General features: G+C 74.3%; 15 protein-coding genes. 11 read left to right on the top strand and 4 right to left on the bottom strand.

What is annotated here, in order from left to right:
• Window positions 1–22 precede the first annotated feature (22 nt).
• A complete protein-coding gene (locus CNX65_RS21790) occupies window positions 23–1,546 on the top strand; it encodes an aromatic amino acid ammonia-lyase (RefSeq protein ID WP_096495427.1) in 1,524 nt (507 codons plus the stop codon).
• A gap of 283 nt (window positions 1,547–1,829) precedes the next feature.
• On the opposite strand, the gene CNX65_RS21785 is transcribed toward CNX65_RS21790, so the two are convergent.
• From CNX65_RS21785 to CNX65_RS21775, 3 genes are all read right to left on the bottom strand, one after another.
• Window positions 1,830–3,119: a sensor histidine kinase gene (locus tag CNX65_RS21785; RefSeq protein WP_232519948.1), complete on the bottom strand. Its 1,290-nt coding sequence runs from the start codon at window positions 3,117–3,119 to the stop codon at window positions 1,830–1,832.
• Window positions 3,116–3,763 carry a response regulator transcription factor gene (locus CNX65_RS21780; protein ID WP_096497917.1) on the bottom strand — a complete coding sequence of 216 codons (648 nt, stop codon included), beginning with the start codon at window positions 3,761–3,763 and terminating at the stop codon, window positions 3,116–3,118. The genes CNX65_RS21785 and CNX65_RS21780 overlap by 4 nt, the downstream gene beginning before the upstream one ends.
• Before the next feature lie 210 nt (window positions 3,764–3,973).
• Window positions 3,974–4,618 (bottom strand): YitT family protein, encoded by a 645-nt coding sequence (locus tag CNX65_RS21775; RefSeq protein WP_232519946.1) that lies wholly within the window; start codon window positions 4,616–4,618, stop codon window positions 3,974–3,976.
• Window positions 4,619–4,710: 92 nt separating this feature from the next.
• On the opposite strand from CNX65_RS21775, the gene CNX65_RS21770 reads away from it, so the two are divergent.
• Entirely contained in the window at window positions 4,711–5,187 is a 477-nt protein-coding gene (locus CNX65_RS21770; protein ID WP_096495425.1) for an Lrp/AsnC family transcriptional regulator, read from the top strand.
• Between the two features lie 45 nt (window positions 5,188–5,232).
• On the opposite strand, the gene CNX65_RS37935 is transcribed toward CNX65_RS21770, so the two are convergent.
• Window positions 5,233–5,691: a MarR family winged helix-turn-helix transcriptional regulator gene (locus CNX65_RS37935; RefSeq protein WP_096495424.1), complete on the bottom strand. Its 459-nt coding sequence runs from the start codon at window positions 5,689–5,691 to the stop codon at window positions 5,233–5,235.
• A gap of 36 nt (window positions 5,692–5,727) precedes the next feature.
• Between CNX65_RS37935 and CNX65_RS21760 the strand changes: the two genes are divergently transcribed.
• The 9 genes from CNX65_RS21760 (at window position 5,728) to CNX65_RS21720 (ending at window position 16,790) form a co-directional block, all read left to right on the top strand.
• Window positions 5,728–6,948, top strand: coding sequence for a multidrug effflux MFS transporter (locus CNX65_RS21760; protein ID WP_096495423.1), 1,221 nt, complete (start codon window positions 5,728–5,730; stop codon window positions 6,946–6,948).
• A 182-nt stretch (window positions 6,949–7,130) separates the two neighbouring features.
• The gene (locus CNX65_RS21755; RefSeq protein ID WP_096495422.1) at window positions 7,131–8,792 is read left to right on the top strand and encodes a hypothetical protein; all 1,662 of its coding nucleotides are present in this window, start codon (window positions 7,131–7,133) and stop codon (window positions 8,790–8,792) included.
• Entirely contained in the window at window positions 8,789–9,163 is a 375-nt protein-coding gene (locus tag CNX65_RS35560) for a hypothetical protein (RefSeq protein ID WP_157767774.1), read from the top strand. Before CNX65_RS21755 ends, CNX65_RS35560 begins: the two co-directional genes overlap by 4 nt.
• Window positions 9,164–9,273: 110 nt before the next feature.
• Window positions 9,274–11,193 carry a P-loop ATPase, Sll1717 family gene (locus tag CNX65_RS21745; RefSeq protein WP_096495421.1) on the top strand — a complete coding sequence of 640 codons (1,920 nt, stop codon included), beginning with the start codon at window positions 9,274–9,276 and terminating at the stop codon, window positions 11,191–11,193.
• 26 nt (window positions 11,194–11,219) lie between these two features.
• A complete protein-coding gene (locus CNX65_RS21740; RefSeq protein ID WP_096495420.1) occupies window positions 11,220–11,972 on the top strand; it encodes a hypothetical protein in 753 nt (250 codons plus the stop codon).
• Between the two features lie 36 nt (window positions 11,973–12,008).
• Window positions 12,009–13,196: an MFS transporter gene (locus tag CNX65_RS21735; protein WP_096495419.1), complete on the top strand. Its 1,188-nt coding sequence runs from the start codon at window positions 12,009–12,011 to the stop codon at window positions 13,194–13,196.
• Between the two features lie 80 nt (window positions 13,197–13,276).
• Window positions 13,277–14,551 carry an FAD-dependent monooxygenase gene (locus CNX65_RS21730; protein ID WP_232519945.1) on the top strand — a complete coding sequence of 425 codons (1,275 nt, stop codon included), beginning with the start codon at window positions 13,277–13,279 and terminating at the stop codon, window positions 14,549–14,551.
• Window positions 14,535–15,230, top strand: coding sequence for a TetR/AcrR family transcriptional regulator (locus CNX65_RS21725; protein ID WP_096495417.1), 696 nt, complete (start codon window positions 14,535–14,537; stop codon window positions 15,228–15,230). Before CNX65_RS21730 ends, CNX65_RS21725 begins: the two co-directional genes overlap by 17 nt.
• A 657-nt stretch (window positions 15,231–15,887) precedes the next feature.
• A complete protein-coding gene (locus tag CNX65_RS21720) occupies window positions 15,888–16,790 on the top strand; it encodes a TerC family protein (protein ID WP_096495416.1) in 903 nt (300 codons plus the stop codon).
• Window positions 16,791–16,807 lie beyond the last annotated feature (17 nt).

Below are 16,807 nucleotides of genomic sequence, written 5' to 3'. Positions count from 1 at the left end.
TCGCTTTCCTACGGTCGGCCGGGTGACCACGACCAGTGCAGGCGTCCCCGCCGCCCCCGCCGACCCCGGCGCCCCGATCGACCTGGGCGCGCCGCTGAGCACCGCCGACCTGCGCCGGGCGGCCGAACCGGTGCCGCTGCTCGTCGGGCCGGACGTGCGCGGGCGCGTCGAGCGGGCCCGCGAGTTCCTGCGCGTGGTGCGCGCCGACGACGACCGGCCGGTGTACGGGGTCAAGACCGGCTTCGGGGCGCTCATCGGCTACGCCGGGCGGGCCGAGGAGGCCGACCAGTGCGACAACACCCTCGCGCACCTGGGCGCCGGTCAAGGACCGGACCTGCCGCACGACGTGGTGCGCGCCGCGCTGCTGCTGCGCGTGTGGTCGCTCGGCCAGGGCTTCTCCGGGGTGTCGACCGAGGTCGTGGACACCCTGGCCGCGATGTTCGCCACCACGTTCACCCCGGCCGTTCCCCGCTACGGCTCGGTCGGCGCCAGCGGCGACCTGATCCCGCTCGCCTACGCCACGCAGGCGTTGCGGGGCAGGGGGAGCGCGCACGTGGACGGCGAGCGGCTGCCCGCCGACGAGGCGCTGCGCCGCGCAGGCCTCGCCCCGCTGGCGCTGGACGGCCGCGACGCGCTCGCCCTGGTCAACGGCACCTCCCTGACCACCGCCGCGACCGCGCTGGCCCTGGACTCGGTGCGCGCCAGCCACCGCGCCGCGCAGGACCTCACGTGCCTGCTCGCCGACGTCCTCGGCTGCGACCCCGGTTTCCTGCACCCGAGCCTGATCGGCGCCTACGGGCACCCCGGCGCGATCGCCGTGGCCGAGCGGATGCGCGGCGCGCTCGACGGCGTCGCGCCCAGCGGCGACCGGCCGCTCCAGGAGCCGTACAGCATCCGCTGCTCACCGCAGCTGCTCGGGGCCGCCGAGGACGCGCTGCGCTACGCCGATGGCGTCGTGGCCGCCGACCTGAGGAGCATCAGCGACAACCCGCTGTTCTTCCCCGAGGACGACGTGGTCGCGCACGGCGGCAACTTCTTCGGCCAGCCCGCCGCGTTCGCCGCCGACGCGATCGCGATGGTCACCGCGTCGGTCGGCAACCTCGTGGAGCGGCAGCTGGACCTGCTGGTCGACCCGGCCCGCAACACCGGCCTGCCGCCGATGCTCGCGGCCGGGCCGGGGCAGCAGCACGGGCTGCAGGGCGTGCAGCTGGCGACGACCGCGTTCATCGCCGAGATCCGGCGTGGCGCCGTGCCCGCGAGCACCCAGAGCCTGCCGACGAACCTGCACAACCAGGACGTCGTGCCGTTCGGCACCCAGGCGGCGCTGCGCTCCTACGACCTGGCCGAGCTGCTGCGGCTGCTGTGCGGCTCGCTCGCGCTGGGCCTGCGGCAGGCCGTGCACGTCGGCGGCAGGCGGCCCACCGCGCCGCGCTGCGCGGAGCTGCTGGACCTGCTGGCGGACGCGATCGCCCCGGTGGACCCGGACCGGCCGCTGGACGCGGACGTGCGCCTGGCGGCGGAGCTGGTGACCACGCGCTGGAGCTGAGCGGGACGTCGGTGGCGCGCCTTCGGGCGCACACCACGGCTTCGGGCGCCCGCTGCGGGGACCGCGGGCCCGGCACCTCCTCGGACCACGCGGGGCGCCGGGCCAGCCGGGGTGGTCGCCGGCGCCGGGGGAGTCGCGCCACCGGATCGCGCCGCCCCAGCCTGGGCCCCGCGCCTGCGGGGCGGGCGCCCGCGCCCGTGGACCGCCCGACCGCACCCGCCGCGCCTACCGCCCCCGCCCGCCTGCTCCGCGCCCTCCGCCGCGTCCACCGTGCCCGCCGCGTTCACCGCCGATCCCCCCGCTCTCGCCACAACCCCGTCCCGCCAGCCTTCCCGGCCTCCCGCACCGCCGCCCCTCCACCCGTGGGAGCGCTCTCCGCCAGCGGCAGCCGCACCGTGAACCGGGCGCCCCGGCCCGGTGCGCCCACCGCGCCCACCGCACCGCCGTGCCCGACCACGACCTCCCGCACCAGCGCCAACCCCAGCCCGAACCCCTGCTCCCCACCACCCGCCCCCCGGTGGTGCCGGTCGAAGAGCCGCTCGGCCGCAACGGGGTCGAAGCCCTCGCCGGTGTCCACCACGGTCAGCTCCGTGACCCCGCCCACCCGCGCCAGCCCCACGTCCACGCTCCCGCCGGGCGGGGTGTGCCTGACCGCGTTCGCCAGCAGCTCCGCCACCGCCCGCCGCAGCGCCGTCTCCACCCCGGTCACCACCACCGCCCCCGACGGCAGCCGCGCCGCCAGCGCGATCCGCCGCTCGGCCGCCCGCTCCGCCTCGGCCGCCACCGCGTCCCGCGCGAGCGCCACCAGGTCCACCGCCCGCCCGGACTGCTCGGTCAGCAGCGCCGACCGCAGCAGGTCGTCCACCACGTCCCCGAGCCCGCCGATCGTGCCCACCAGCCGGTCCAGCCCGGCCCGGTGCTCGGGCGGCATCCCCTCCGCCTCGGCCCGCCGCGCCAGCAGCTGCGCCCGCAGCCGGGCGCGCGCGATCGGCGTGCGCAGCTCGTGCCCGACGTCCGCGACGAACCGCCGCTGCCTGGTCAGCGCCTCCGCCAGCGGCGCCACCGCCTCGCGCCCCACCAGCACCCCGATCGCCGCCGCCACGACCAGCGCGCACGCCTCGCCCACCGCCAGCGCCGCCAGCAGGTACCGCCGGTCGGCGAGCTGGTAGCGGACGTCGAACACCGCCTGCGCCACCTCGCCGTCCGCCCGCGCGCCGGTCAGCACCAGGTACTCGGCGCCGCCCCCGGTCACCGACCGCTCCACCTCGCCGCCGTCCGCGCGCACCCGCGCCAGGTCCTCCCGCAGCGGGAACCCCCGCGGCGCCCCGGCCACCGCGCCCCCGCCCTCGGTGAACACCCACGTGCCGCCCGACGGCGGGCCGTGCTCGACCCCGGCCCGCAGCTCGCGCCGCACCTGCTCGACCTGCGCCCGCTCCAGCACCGCGTACGCCGTCCCGCCGATCAGCACCACCAGCGCGGTGATCGCCAGCGCCACCAGCGCGCTCACCCGCAACCGGGCGCGCAGCACGACCGCCCGCTCCGCCTCGGCCCACGAGCGGTCGGCCGCGCTCACAGCGCGCCCAGGCGGTAGCCCACACCCGGCACGGTGTGCACCACCGAACGACCAGCCTTGGCGCGCAGGTAGTACACGTAGGTGTCCACTATGGACGGAGAGGTCGTGTCGTGGAACACCGCGCGCCGCAACGAGGCCCGCGTGTGCACGGTGTCCGGGTGGGTGGCCAGCACCCGCAGCAGCCCGAACTCCCGCGCCGTCAACCCCAACCGCCCGCCGCCCGGCAGCACCACCTCGCGCTGCCCGACGTCCAGGTGTCCCGCGCCGATCCGCAGCACGTCGGTCAGCTCCAGCGCCCGGCGGCACAGCGCCCGCAGGCGCGCGCTCAGCTCGTCCAGGTCGAACGGCTTGACCAGGTAGTCGTCGGCGCCCGCGTCCAACCCGTCGATCCGGTCGTGCACGGTGCCCTGCGCGGTCAGCAGCAGCGCCCGCGCCCGAACCGACCGGGACCGCAGCCGCACCAGCAGGTCCAGCCCGTCGAGCGCGGGCAGCCCCCGGTCGATCACGACGACGTCGTAGGGTCGGGTCAGCCCGAGGTGCAGCCCGCGCTGCCCGTCGGCGGCGACGTCCACCGCGTACCCCTCGGCGCGCAACGACTCGGCCAGCAGTTCCGCCAGCTCGCGGTCGTCCTCGACCAGGAGCAACCGGAACCGGCCGTTCGGCTGCGTTCCCGTGGTGCCGTGCACGCAGAACAGAGTCCCACGTCAGGGGGGTGCGTCAACGTTCGCGGAACCCCTGCTCGACCCGGTCGTTCGGGGAGCCGCACCGGTGTCGCGCCCGCGTGCGAGGGGGCGGTCGGAGCACCGTGCCGGGGTTGTCGGTGGTGCGAGCCACGCTGCTCGCACCGGGGTGGATCAGAGCGCGACCGGATAACGCCCCGGTCGGTGGTTCGCGGACACCACGAGGTTCACCACCACGGCGCCCGCCGCCGACAGGGCCACGGCCTCCAGCGGCATGAACAGCGCCGACACGGCCACCACGACCGCGTCCAGCGCCAGCAGCACGTACCCGGCCCGCCAGCCGAACCGGTCCTGGCAGACCAGGGCCACGATCGTGAAGCCGCCGAGGCTGGCGTGGTGGCGGAAGACGAACAGGATGCCGATGCCCGCCGCCAGGTTCCCCAGCAGCGCGGCGTACAGCGGGTTGATCGCGTCCACCCGCAGGTAGGACGCGTGGGCCAGCGAGGACGCCGACAGCAGCGCCACCGCCACCGCCGAGGCCACCACGAAGCGAGGACCGCGCCTGCGCCACGCCAGTGCCACGAACGGGGCGTTCAGCAGGGTGAACACCACCGCGAACGGCCAGTCGACGAGGTGCCCGACCAGCAGCACCAGCCCGGCCGTGCCGCCCGTCACCACCCCGGCGGACTTGAGCAGGAACAGACCCAGCGAGGCCACGAAAGCCCCGATCACGATGCCCGCGACGTTCTCCGCGGTGCTGTGCTTCGGCGGCGCCTGCTGCACTTGTGGTGCGAGGGGAGCCGATTCGATCGTTGTCACGGGGCAAAGAATGACTAGTGACCTGGCATTCGCACAACACCGCCCCCGCGCACTGCGCAACTTGACTCGTCTGACTCGATTCAGGTGCCACAATGCGCAGCGTGGACAGCCTCGACGCCCGGATCCTGCTCGCCCTGGACGAGCAGCCCGACGCGACCAGCCTCGCGCTGGCCCAACGGCTGGGCATCGCGCGGAACACCCTGCACGCCCGGTTGCAGCGGATGCAGCGGTCCGGGGTGATCAGGGAGTTCAGCCGCCGCGTCGACCCGGCGGCACTGGGGCGTCCGCTGGTGGCGTTCGTGTCGATCGCGCTGAGCCAGAGCACGGCGCGGCGGGTGAACGACGCGCTGCGGGGGTTCCCGGAGGTGGTGGAGATGCACTCCACGACGGGGGAGGCGGACCTGCTGGTGAAGGTGGTGGCGCGGGACACGGCCGATCTGCACCGGATCACCAGCAGCTTTCTGACCGTGCCGGGGGTGGTGCGGACCAACACGGCGATCTCGTTGAGCGAGGAGATGCCGTTCCGGATCAGGGCGTTGATCGAGACGATCGCGGAGGAGGGGCGCTGACCGGGGGTTTTCCCGTCTCGGGCGTCGTGACCCCTCCGGTGGACCTCAGCCCTGCTCCCCTGGACCTGCCGCCGTCAGGTGCCGCTCGATCCGCGCCAGCAGCTCCGCGCACCGCCGCACCTCGTCCAAATCCTCCCCCAACACCCCCGCCAGCTCACTCGACCACGCCGCCCGCAACACCCCCAGGTTGCTCGCCGCCCGCTCGGTCGGGTGCACCGCCACGCTCCGCCCGTCCGAGGCGACCCGCGACACCATCCCCTTCTCCTCCAACCCCCGCAGCGCCGCGCTCACGTTGGTCCGCTGCAACCGCGTGTGCCGCGCGATCAGGCTGGGTGACGCCCCAGGGAACAGATCCACCACCCGCATCACGAACCGCTCAGTCTCGGTCAACGCCACCACATCCGGCCCGGTCGGCGTCCGGGCGCGCACCAGCCTGCCGACGTTCAACACCAGGTCGGCCAGTTCGGCGAGCGGGTCGTCCGCGCTGCCTGGGCGGTGGGGCATGGTGGTCAGCCTAGCGGGTTATGTCATCATAATTATGTGTCCATAACCTCCGCCAACCGCACGGCCACCCCGACCCCCGCCCTCAGCCGAAGCCGCCGCACCTGGCTCGCCCTCGTGCTCGGCTCGCTCAGCGCCTTCGGCCCGCTTACGATCGACATGTACCTCCCCGCCATGCCCGACATGGCCCGCGAGCTGAACACCAGCGCCTCCGCCGTCCAGCTCACCCTCACCGTCTTCGTCATCGGCCTCGCCGTCGGCCAGGTGCTCGTCGGCCCGGTCTCCGACGCGTGGGGCCGCCGCCGTCCCCTGCTCGCCGGCCTCGCCCTCTACGCGACCGGCTCCCTGCTCTGCGCCCTCGCCCCGGACATCACCTGGCTGCTGACCGGCCGCGTCGTGCAGTCCCTCGGCGCCGCGGCGGGCGTGGTGCTGTCGCGGGCGATCGTGCGCGACCTGTTCGACGGCGTCGTGATGACCCGCTTCTTCTCCACCCTCATGCTGGTCAACGGCGTCGCCCCGATCATCGCCCCGGTGATCGGCGGGCAACTCCTGGTCGTCGCGAGCTGGCAGGCGGTCTTCCACGTCCTGACCGGCCTCGGCGTCCTCCTCCTCGTGGCCGTCCTGCTGGCCCTGCCCGAGTCCCTGCCCGCCGAGCGCCGCAACGCCCGCCCGCGCGACACCCTGCGCAGCCTCGGCGCGCTGCTCGCCGACCGGGGCTACCTGCGCCACGTCCTCGCCGCGGCGCTGGTGTTCGCCGCGGTGTTCGCCTACATCTCCGGCTCCTCGTTCGTGCTCCAGGACGGCTACGGGCTCAGCGCGCAGCAGTACAGCCTCGTCTTCGGCCTCAACGGGGTCGGCACCGTGCTCCTGGGCGCGGGCAATGGGTTCGTCGTCGGCAAGCTGGCCTCCGAGCGGACCCTGCTGCTCGCCGGGACCGCCGTGACCGCCGTCGCCGCGCTCGGCGCGCTGGCCGGCGCGCTCGCCGGGTGGCCGCTGCCGTGGCTGCTGGTGTGCCTGTTCCTGGTCGTGGCGATGATGGGCGTGGTGCTGGCCAACGCGACCTCGCTCGCCCTGGCCGAGCACGGGTCGGCGGCGGGCGCGGCGTCCTCGCTGCAGGGGCTGCTCCAGTTCCTGGTCGCCGGGATCGCGGCCTCCGCGATGAGCTGGGGCGGTCAGGCGACGGCGGTGTCGATGGGCGCGACGATGGTGGTCTGCTCGGTCGGCGCGCTGGCGCTGCTCGTGGTCCGCCGCACCGCCTGAACCACGTCCCGAATTCCACCCGAAACGATTTCCCGGACAGCGGGAGGTGGTTCGGAGTATCGTCCGCAGCGCCGTCGCCGAACGCGCGGAACCACTGCCCGGAAACGATTTCCGGGACTTCCGCGTGCCGGTGCCGGGCGCTTCGCCGGGGGGCTCGCGGATCAACCACCCAGGGGGTCGTCGTGGAACCTGCTGACCGATTAACGCCCGCGCGGGACGAGGTCACCCGCCACCTCTGCGCCGCCGCGCACCTGGACCCGGAGTTCGCCGACAGCGCCGTCCGCGAGTTCCTGGGCTCCCCGAACCGGGCCATCCCGCCCTCGCCCGGCGTCGACAGCGACGCGGTGCTGCGGGAGGCGCTCGCCGCCCGCGGCAGGCGGGTCCTGCGGGACGCCGCGCTGCTGCTCCTGCTGGTGGTGGCCCTGCTGACCGAACCGCTGGTGCTCGTGCTGTGGCTGCTGGTGGGGCTGCCGTTCGCGTTCCGCAAGCCCGACCCGAGGCGCGGCGGGAAGCCGCGGCAGAACCAGGGGGCGCTCATCGCGCTCGGCGTCATGGGCCTGGTCCTGGTGTACGTGCTGATCTCGTTGGAGGAGTACAACTCCTCGCCGCGCAGCCGCTACGACCGCGAAGCGGAGCTGATCCCCGGAATCGACAGCCAGTTCTTCGTGTTCGCCGCGATCTTCTTCCTGCTGGCGCTGCTGCTGCTCCTCGCGGACCGGCTGGCCGTGCACAACCTCGTGTACACCAGTTTCCAGCGCGGGAACTTCACCGGGGCCAAGCGGTCGCGCAGCTGGTTCGGGGAATGGCGCTTCTCGGCGGACACCGTGCGCGCGCACGAGAAAGGCCTTGAGGAACTGCGCCGCGCGGCCGTCCCCGACGACCGGCCCAGGACCGTCGTCTACCGGGGCGAGCGCCCGTTCGTGGGCACCGGGCTCGTCTACGACCCCTGGTCGCTCGCGCTCACCCTGGACCCGGCGGAGGAACCCGAGCGGGTCGGCGGGCGCCCGGTGGACGTGGACCTGGGCGAGCTGTACGAGGCGCTCGCGCACGGGCTGACCGAGCTGGTGGCGCCGTCGTCGCTGTCCCCGAGCGGGCGGCTGACCGGGTTGCGCGCCAGCGAGCAGGTGGTGGCCTCGGCCGCCGAGCTGGCCAACCGGGCCGACGACCCGCGCGCCGCGGGCCTGCTGCCCGGCTCGCACGGCAGGCCGCCGCTGACGCTCACCGCCGAGCGCGCCGCCGGGATCGCGCGGGAGCCGCAGGAGTGGCTGCGGTACTTCCGCTGCTTCCAGGTGGAGAGCTGGGACCGGCAGCTGGTGGTCACCTGGTACCTGCACCTGGGCTGCGACGACGGCAGGCTGTACGTGGAGTGGACGCCGACCGTGCTGATGCCGGTCCGCGCCGCGTACAAGGACATCGACGCCACCCGCCCCACGGTGCTCAAGCCGGTCCGCGAGGCGCTCTCCCGCGCGTTGGCGCTGCCGCTGAGCGCCCTCGGCCGGGCCAAGGCGCTGGTCACCCGCCTGGCGGGCCCGTCGCGCTCCCTCTCGCCGTCCGAGCGGTACGGGGCGGAGCGCAGCCTGCGGGAGCTGGGCGCGGGGGACGTGGTGCTGGACTACTTCCAGCGCGCGGACCTGGAGCGCTACGCGAAGCTGATGGACCGGCAGCTGCTGCGGACCCTGGGCCGCTACCTGGAGCGCAAGGGCGTGACCACCACCGAGTTCATGCGCCAGGCCACCCAGGTCGCGGACCGGCACATCCACATCAAGGGCTCGGTCAGCGGGAACGTGTTCATCGGCGACCGGAACACCGTCGGCGGGAACGCGGAGGAGGACGACCGGAAGTGAGGGGCGACGTGGGCGGCGGCGGCAGGATCGAGATCGGCGGCAACGCGACCGGGGCGGTGTTCCAGGGGGACAACAACACGATCGGCGACGTCCACGCGAACTCCGCGCCCGCGCCCGAGCGGGTGCGGGACGTGCGCGGGCTGCTCGCCGAGGCGCGCGCCGAGGTGGAGTCCGCGCCGGAGGGCGCACCGGGGCGCGAGGCGGCGCTGGCGGCGTTGGAGGACCTGGACGAGGAGCTCGCGGAGGCGGAGCCGGACCGGGGCGCGGTGGTGAAGCAGGCCCGGCGGTTGTCGCGGCGGGTGACGGCGGGACTGGTCGGCGCGGCGGCGGTGGCGGGGCTGGTGGAGCGGGTGGTGGAGCTGTTCGGCTAGGGAGGGTCTGCGCGTTCTCCGCTGAAGTGCGGTCGTACCGGCGGCGGTGTGGGCCAGACTGCGCCACTGGGGCTCGTGGAAGCCGATCAACCGCACCGGGGTGAGTGCCGATGAGCGGGATGCTCGACGTGATCGACCTGCTGGCGAGCTGGGTCGAGGGCAGGGAACGGCAGGGGAGCCCGGTCGCTGCTCTCGGCCTGCTGGTCAGCGACGCGCTGGCGCACGACCCGGCGTTCCGGACCTGGCTGGACGAGACGACGAGCGGGGCGGTGACTGGGCGGAGCAGGCTGCGGGTCGCGCTGGCGCTGGAGGAGGCGGCCGAACGCGATCCCCGCTTCGGCCGCCACTTGGCGGAGGCGGTGGGCACGGCCACCTCCGCGCCGCTCGAACCGGCCGGGTTCCCGGTCGTCCGGTTCGGCGGGGTGGTCGCCGACGACGTGGACGTGGTCGGCCCGCTCTTCTTCGGCCGTGACGACGCCGAGCGCGACCTGGCGGACGGCCTGCTGCGCGACGGCTTCCTGCCCACCACGGTGTACGCGGAGGTGCTCAACGGCCGGAAGAACCTGATCATCGGCCGCAAGGGCACCGGGAAGAGCGCGATCTGCGTGCGCCTGTCGATGAACGGCGCCGTGCCGGGGGAGACCTGCCTGATCACCCCGGACGACGCGGTCGGCGAGGAGCTGCGCCACTTCGTGCTGGGCGGGCTCACCAACGCCGCGGCGAAGGCGCTGCTCTGGCGGTACGTGCTCGCCGTCCACGCCGCCCGCTTCCTCGTGCGGCACGCGAGCGGCGGTCGTCACGGGAAGCGCCGACCGGCGTCGGTGAAGGCGCTGGAGCGGTTCCTGCGCGACAACGGCGAACTCGACGACATGAGCCTCTACCACCGGATCGTCGCCGCCGGGCGCGGCCTGCGCTCGTCGTTCTCGCTGGAGGCGTTCGGTCTGATCAAGCTGGGCGCGGAGGGCGGTGGCGAGGCGCAGGGCGTGCGGGCGTCCCGGCAGGCGGACGTCCTCGAATCCGGAGTTCGGCGGGCGTTCGCGGATCTGGGGTGCGAGCGGAAGGGGCACGGGGCCCTGCTGTTCCTGGTCGACCAGTTGGAGCAGGTCTGGTTGGGGGAGCAGGACAGCGAGGCGTTCGTCATCGGGCTGCTGCTGGCTGGCAAGCACGCCGCGCTGACCTACGGCGGGTCGATCCGCTGCGCCTTCTTCCTGCGCTCGGACATCTACGACTCGCTGAGCTTCAGCGACGCCGACAAGTTCCACAGCGACGAGATCCGGATCAGCTGGAACACCAAGCAGTTGCACGACCTGGCGCTGGCGCGGGCCCGCGCCTCCCTGGGGCGCGACCTCACCCCGGACGAGCTGTGGGGCGAGGTCTTCCCCGCCGAGGTGGACGGCGAGCCGACTGCCGACTACCTGTTCACCCGCAGCCTCCCCCGCCCGCGCGACGTGATCCAGTTCCTCAACCAGTGCCGCGACACGGCGCTCGCCGCCGGGCGCCACCGGATCACCGAGGACGACGTGCGCGAGGCGACCCTGGTGTTCTCCCGCTGGAAGACGCGCGACCTGCCGAAGGAGTACGGCACCCGGTTCCCGTTCCTCACCGAGCTGCTGGTGGTGTTCCGGGACGCGTCCCACCTGCTGACCAGGGACGGGATCGCCGAACTGCTCCTGGTCCACCAGGACTCGCTCATGCAGCGCCACAGCCGGTACGAGGACCTGCTCAACGCTGACGTGGTGATCGAGCTGCTGTTCTCCGTGGGCTTCCTCGGCGTCCGCCGAAGTGGCCGCTACGTCTACGGAGGCGCCGAAGAGCGGACCGTGCAGCCGTACGAGTCCGACTTCTGCGTGCACCCCTGCTTCCGGCCCGCGCTCAACACCACCGAACCGCCCGCGCTGGCCGCGCTGGAAATGCCCCCCGACCACGGCGTCGTCGTCCAGACCGGTTACATCCGAGGGGGGATCAACACCAGCAACTCGTTCGGCGGGGCGGACGTGGACATCTCCCCCAGGGACGACGAGCGGGGCTGACGGCCCGACGCGGTGCGTTCGCGCCCGTGCTGGCTGGTGGGGCGCCCGGCCAGGACCAGCGGCGGACGAGACCCGGCCTCGCCGCCACCGCGTCCGGTGGCCACCCGGTTGATCCGCCCGACCGCGCCCGTGACCCGCTTGCGCGCGACCGGAACCGGCACCGGCGCAGGGGGACGCGGGCGACGGGCCGGTGCTCGTCACCGTCGAGCACCTCGGGCGGGCGCTGCTGCGGTTGTCCGGCACGCGGGTCGCGGAACTGCTGGCGCGCAACGGGTTCACCGCCGAGCAGGTGCGCATCGGGCCCGCTGGCGCCCCACCTCCACGCCTTCGCAGGCTCGCGGGCCGTCCGGGGCGGGCGGGACGCCACCACCGCGTCCGACCTGCTGCTCGCCGTCCTCGCGCTGGACGAGCTGCTCCACGCGCACGGCGAGGCGCTCAAGCCGGAACTGCTGCCCGCCAACGACGCGGGCTCCGTCCTGCGCTCCTGCTGCGCGGACGCCGACGCCCTGCGCGACCTCGTCCCCACCGGCCGGGTCTTCACGGGCAGGCCGTTCCTGGTCGCCCCGAAGGTGGGTGGTGAGGAGGAGAACGCCACGCGGCTGAGCCCGGCCGCCGAGCGGGTCATGGGGGCGGTGCGGCAGCGGGTCTCGGACGGGGCGCGGTTCGGCACGCGCCTGCTCGTGCGGGAACTGCTCGACGACGAGGGCGGCGAGGTCGTGAAGCTGCTGGCGCGCCAGGGCGCGGACGTGGAGCGGTTGCGCGCGGGGCTCCAGGCGTAGGGTCGTCGCGCAGGGACGAGCACACGGGGCGGTCGGGTGGACGAGGCAGGCGCCGGGGCGAAGCGCTGGGCTCCGCTGCTCACCGCCCTGATCTTCCCGGTGGCCCTCAACCTGCGCCCCGCGATCACCTCGGTCGGCCCGCTGCTCCCGGACATCGCCGCCGACGAGGGGCTCAGCGAGGCCGGGCAAGGACTCCTCGGCGCGCTGCCGCTGATCGCGTTCGGCCTCGCCTCGCCGTTCGTGCACCGGATCTCCACCCGGATCGGCGCCGAGCGCACCCTCCTGGTCGCGCTCCTGGCGCTCGCGGCGGGCCTGCTGACCCGCTCGTTCACCGGCCACCCTGGGCTGTGGGTCGGAACCGCCCTGCTGGGCGCCGCGATCGGCGTGGGCAACGTGCTCGCGCCCTCGGTGGTCAAGCGCGACTACAGCGGCGCCGTCTCCGCGGCGACCGGGGTCTACTCGGCGTTCATGACCACCGCCGCCGCCACCGCGTCGGCCGTGGCCGTCCCGCTGTCCGCGCCGCTGGGCTGGCGCGGCTCGCTCGCGGTGTGGGCGGTCCCGGCGCTGCTGATCGCGCTGCTGTGGCTGCCCAGGGCCCTGCCCGCGCCGACCCGCAGCGACCCGCTCCCGGAAGCGGCCACCACCAGCGTGTGGCGGCAACCGACCGCCTGGGTGCTGACCGCGTTCATGGGCCTGCAGTCGACCACCTTCTACGTCGTGGTCACCTGGCTGCCCACGATCGAGACCACGGCGGGCGTCAGCCCCGAGCAGGCCGGTCTGCACCTGTTCGCCTACCAGGTCACCGGGATCGCCGCGGGGCTGGTGATCCCGCGCCTGATGCGGGACCCGGCCACCCAGGTCGCGGCGGCGGTCACCGCGAGCACCCCGATGCTGCTGGGCGTCCTCGGCCTGCTGGCCGCACCGGGGCTGAGCGCGCTGTGGACCGTCGTGATCGGCCTGGGCACCGGGTCGTCCCTGGTGGTGGCGCTGTCCCTGATCGGCCTGCGCGGTCGCACGCACGCCGAGACCACCGCGCTCTCCGGCATGGCCCAGTCCCTCGGTTACCTGCTGGCCGCGGCGGGCCCGGTCGCGGCCGGTCACCTCGCCGAGCGCACCGGGTCGTGGCGGGCCTCGTTGTGGCTGGTCGCGGCGCTGGCGGTGGTCCAGATCGTGGTGGCCCTGCGCGCGGGCCGGGTGCCCGACCGCCGCACCGCGCAGAGCTGAACCCCACTCGCGAACCCCTGCGGCTGTGGCGCGCCTCACGAACTGACCAAATGACCGATCCGGTCAGTATCTTCAACACCATGATCACCACGAAGCAGCGACGAGCACTCGTAGTCGGCGCCGGGATCACCGGACTCGCCACCGCCGGACGCCTGCGCAGGGCCGGGTGGACCCCCGTCCTCGTCGAGCGCTCCGCCCAGCGCCGCTCCGGCGGCTACTTCATCGCCCTGTTCGGCGCCGGTCACGCCGCCGCCCGCAGGCTCGGCATCCTCGACCACCTGCACGACCGCACCGCCCCCCGACCCCCGCTGGAGATCGACCGCGCGGGCGGCTCGCGCCCCGGCTTCGGCATGACCGACCTGCCCGGCAAGCCCTGGATGATGCTGCGCGGCGACGCCGAGCGGGCTGCGTTCGCCGCGCTCCCCGGCGACGTCGAGATCCGCTTCTCCACCGTCCCCGCCGCCATCGCCCAGGACGCGGACGGCGTCGACGTCACCCTGCTCGACACCGCGACGGGCACGTCCACCACCGAGCGGTTCGACCTGGTCGTCGGCGCCGACGGGCTCCGCTCCGCGGTCCGCTCGCTCGTGTTCGGCCCGCACGAGCGCTACCTCAAGCGGCTCGGCTACATGATCGCCGCGTTCGAGCACGACGGCCCGCTCGACGGCCTCGAACCGGGCCGGGGCGCGATGCTGCTCGAACCCCACCGCTCGATGTGGGTCTTCGCCTTCGCCGACCACAACCCGACGGTCCTGTTCAGCTACCGCGCCGACGACGTCGACGCCCAGTTCACCGGCGCCCTCGCGCAGCGGGTCAGGGAGGCGTTCGGCCCGCAGCCCACCGGCCGCGTCCTCGGCGCCGCGCTCGACTCGCTGGAGAAGGCCGACACCGCCCTGTTCGACTCGGTCGAGCAGGTCCGCATGGACACCTGGCGCCGGGGCCGCGTCGTCCTGGTCGGCGACTCCGCCTGGTGCGCCACCCTCTACTCCGGCATGGGCGTCTCCGCGGGCTTCGCGGGCGCCGAGCTGCTCGGCGCGGCCCTGGAGGCCACCCCCGACGACGTGCCCGGCGCGCTCGCCGAGTGGGAGCGCGGCCTGCGCCCGCACATCACCGCCCACCAGGACGCCGCCCCCGACCAGCGCCGGGTGTTCGTGCTGGACAACCGGGTGCAGGTCGCCCTGCGCCGCGCCCTCCCGCTGATCACCCGCACCCGGCCGGGCAAGCGGCTGGCCGAGCGCGTCATGGGCTTCGACGAGATCGCCCGCACCAAGAACGCCGATATCGTGGGCGAGGCGCTGAGCCGCTCGGCCCGAACCGGAACGCGGGAGAAGAACACACTTGTCCGACCTGCCTGAGACCCCCTCGCCCAAGGCGGCCCGCATCCTGGCCGCCGCGGGCGAGCTGCTGCTCGCCCGCGGTGTCCGGGGCGTCACGATCGCCGAGGTCGCCCAGCGCGCCCACGTCGGCAAGGGCACCGCCTACCTGTACTGGAAGACCAAGGAGGACCTGGTCCTCGACCTGGTCTGCCGCGACTTCCTCGCCCTCTCCGGCGAGGTCACCGCGCGGCTAGCCACCGACCCCGGCCTGGTCCGCCCCTCCCGGCTGTGCGCGCACATCGTCGCCGCCGCCCCGGCGCACCCGTTCGTCAACGCGGTCAAGGCCGGCGGCGGCGAGCTGCTGGGGCCGCTCGCGGCCGACCCGCGCGCGGCCGAGCTGCTCGACCTGCTCGGCCCCGACGGGGTGATGCGGCGCGTCCTGCCGATCTGGCGCGCCCACGACCTGGCCCGCGACGACTGGCCGCTGCCCGACCAGGCGTTCGCGCTCCAGGCCCTGCTCACCGGCTTCCTGCTGTGCCCGGCCCCGAACGACCTCGACCCGACCGCCGTGCTGCCCGCCGCCGTGACCGCGCTGCTCGGCCCCGAGCGCGCCACCGAGGAGCAGGTCCGGTCCGCCGCCGACGCGGGAACGCGGGTCATCGCCGGGGAGCAGGCCGCCGCGCGGGCGCTCGTCGGCCTCCCGGCCACCACCGGTTGACGAGCCGCCGGCTGACGAGTCACCGGCTGAAGATCCACCGACCGGGGAACCGCTGACCGTCCGTCACCGAATTTCGGGGGACGGAACGGTCACCCCCGCACCAGCCGGGGGAATCGGACAAAGGCCGCACGCCTTCAGCAACCGTACAGGTTCCCGTGTTATGGTCCCCGCCATGCCCAGCAGTGCCGACCGGAGCGCCGACGCTGACGAGTGCAGTACCGGGCCGGGTTCGGCCCGGCCTGACCTGCATGAACCCGGCGGCGCCCGGCCGTCGGCCGCGCCGCCGCGCCCGGCTGCCCGCGCCCTGCGCGCCGGAGGCCGCGCCCGCTCGACGGTGCGCTTCCCGTGCCCGAGACCGCCCACGCCCGGCGGTGGCACGTCACCGCGCGTAACCCGCTTCCGGGGGAACGCGCGTCCCCGGCTCTCGCCCGTCCGCGTCCCGCGCCGGACCGCGCCGCCCCGCTCGCCCGCGCCGAGGCGCCCCTAGTCGGCGACCCTGGACGACGGGCGGACCGCGCTCCCCGCGCGAGCCCGCGTCCCGGCGCGCGGCACCACCACGCCCCGCCGAGGGCGACCCCCGAGCACCACCGCGCCGGACCCACCCGGCGCGGTGCCAACCCAACCCCGAGCACAACGTGAGGACGGACCGGACCCCGCATGGAATGGATGCTCAGCCCCGAGCTGTGGATCGCCTTCAGCACCCTGCTGCTGCTGGAGATCGTGCTCGGCATCGACAACATCGTGTTCATCTCCATCCTCGCCGGGCGGCTGCCCGCCGACCAGCAGAAGAAGGCCAGGACCATCGGCCTCTCGCTCGCGTTGGTCACCCGGCTGATCCTGCTCGCGTCGCTGTCCTGGGTGATCGGCCTGACCGCGCCGCTGTTCACCGTGCTCGGCCAGGAGATCTCCGGGCGCGACCTGATCCTGCTCATCGGCGGCCTGTTCCTGCTGGGCAAGGCCACCTACGAGATCCACGAGCAGCTGGAGGGCAGCGACCACGCCAAGTCCAGCAAGACCGTCTCGTTCGCCTCGGTGATCGCGCAGATCCTCGTGCTGGACGTGGTGTTCTCGCTCGACTCGGTGATCACCGCCGTCGGCATGGTCGACGAGCTCGGCATCATGATCGCCGCCGTCGTGGTCGCCATGGCCATCATGCTGCTGTCGGCGGGCGCGATCAGCGACTTCGTCAACCGCCACCCCACGGTCAAGATGCTGGCCCTGTCGTTCCTGCTGCTCATCGGCGGCAGCCTGATCGCCGAGGGCCTGGACCAGCACATCGCCAAGGGCTACGTGTACGGCCCGATCGCGTTCTCCGTCCTGGTGGAGTTCCTGAACCTGAAGGCGCGCAGCAAGCGGGAGAAGAAGCCCGTCCAGCTGCACCCGACCTACGTGAAGGGCCAGCAGGGCTCGACGGCGGGCGAGGGCGCTGCGGGTGAGGGCGCTGCGGGCGAGGGCGCGATCGCCGCGCCCGGCGCGACCGCCACGGCCACCGCCCCGGCGAGGACCGAGGTCGAGACCGATCCCGGCAAGTCCTCCGGGGAGCCCACGGGCAGGGCGTGACGCGCTGAACGGCCGTC

It is taken from the genome of Actinosynnema pretiosum, assembly GCF_002354875.1.
Taxonomy (GTDB): domain Bacteria; phylum Actinomycetota; class Actinomycetes; order Mycobacteriales; family Pseudonocardiaceae; genus Actinosynnema; species Actinosynnema auranticum.
Note: the sequence above shows the minus strand (reverse complement) of the source record. Positions and strands in the feature narration are given on the sequence as shown.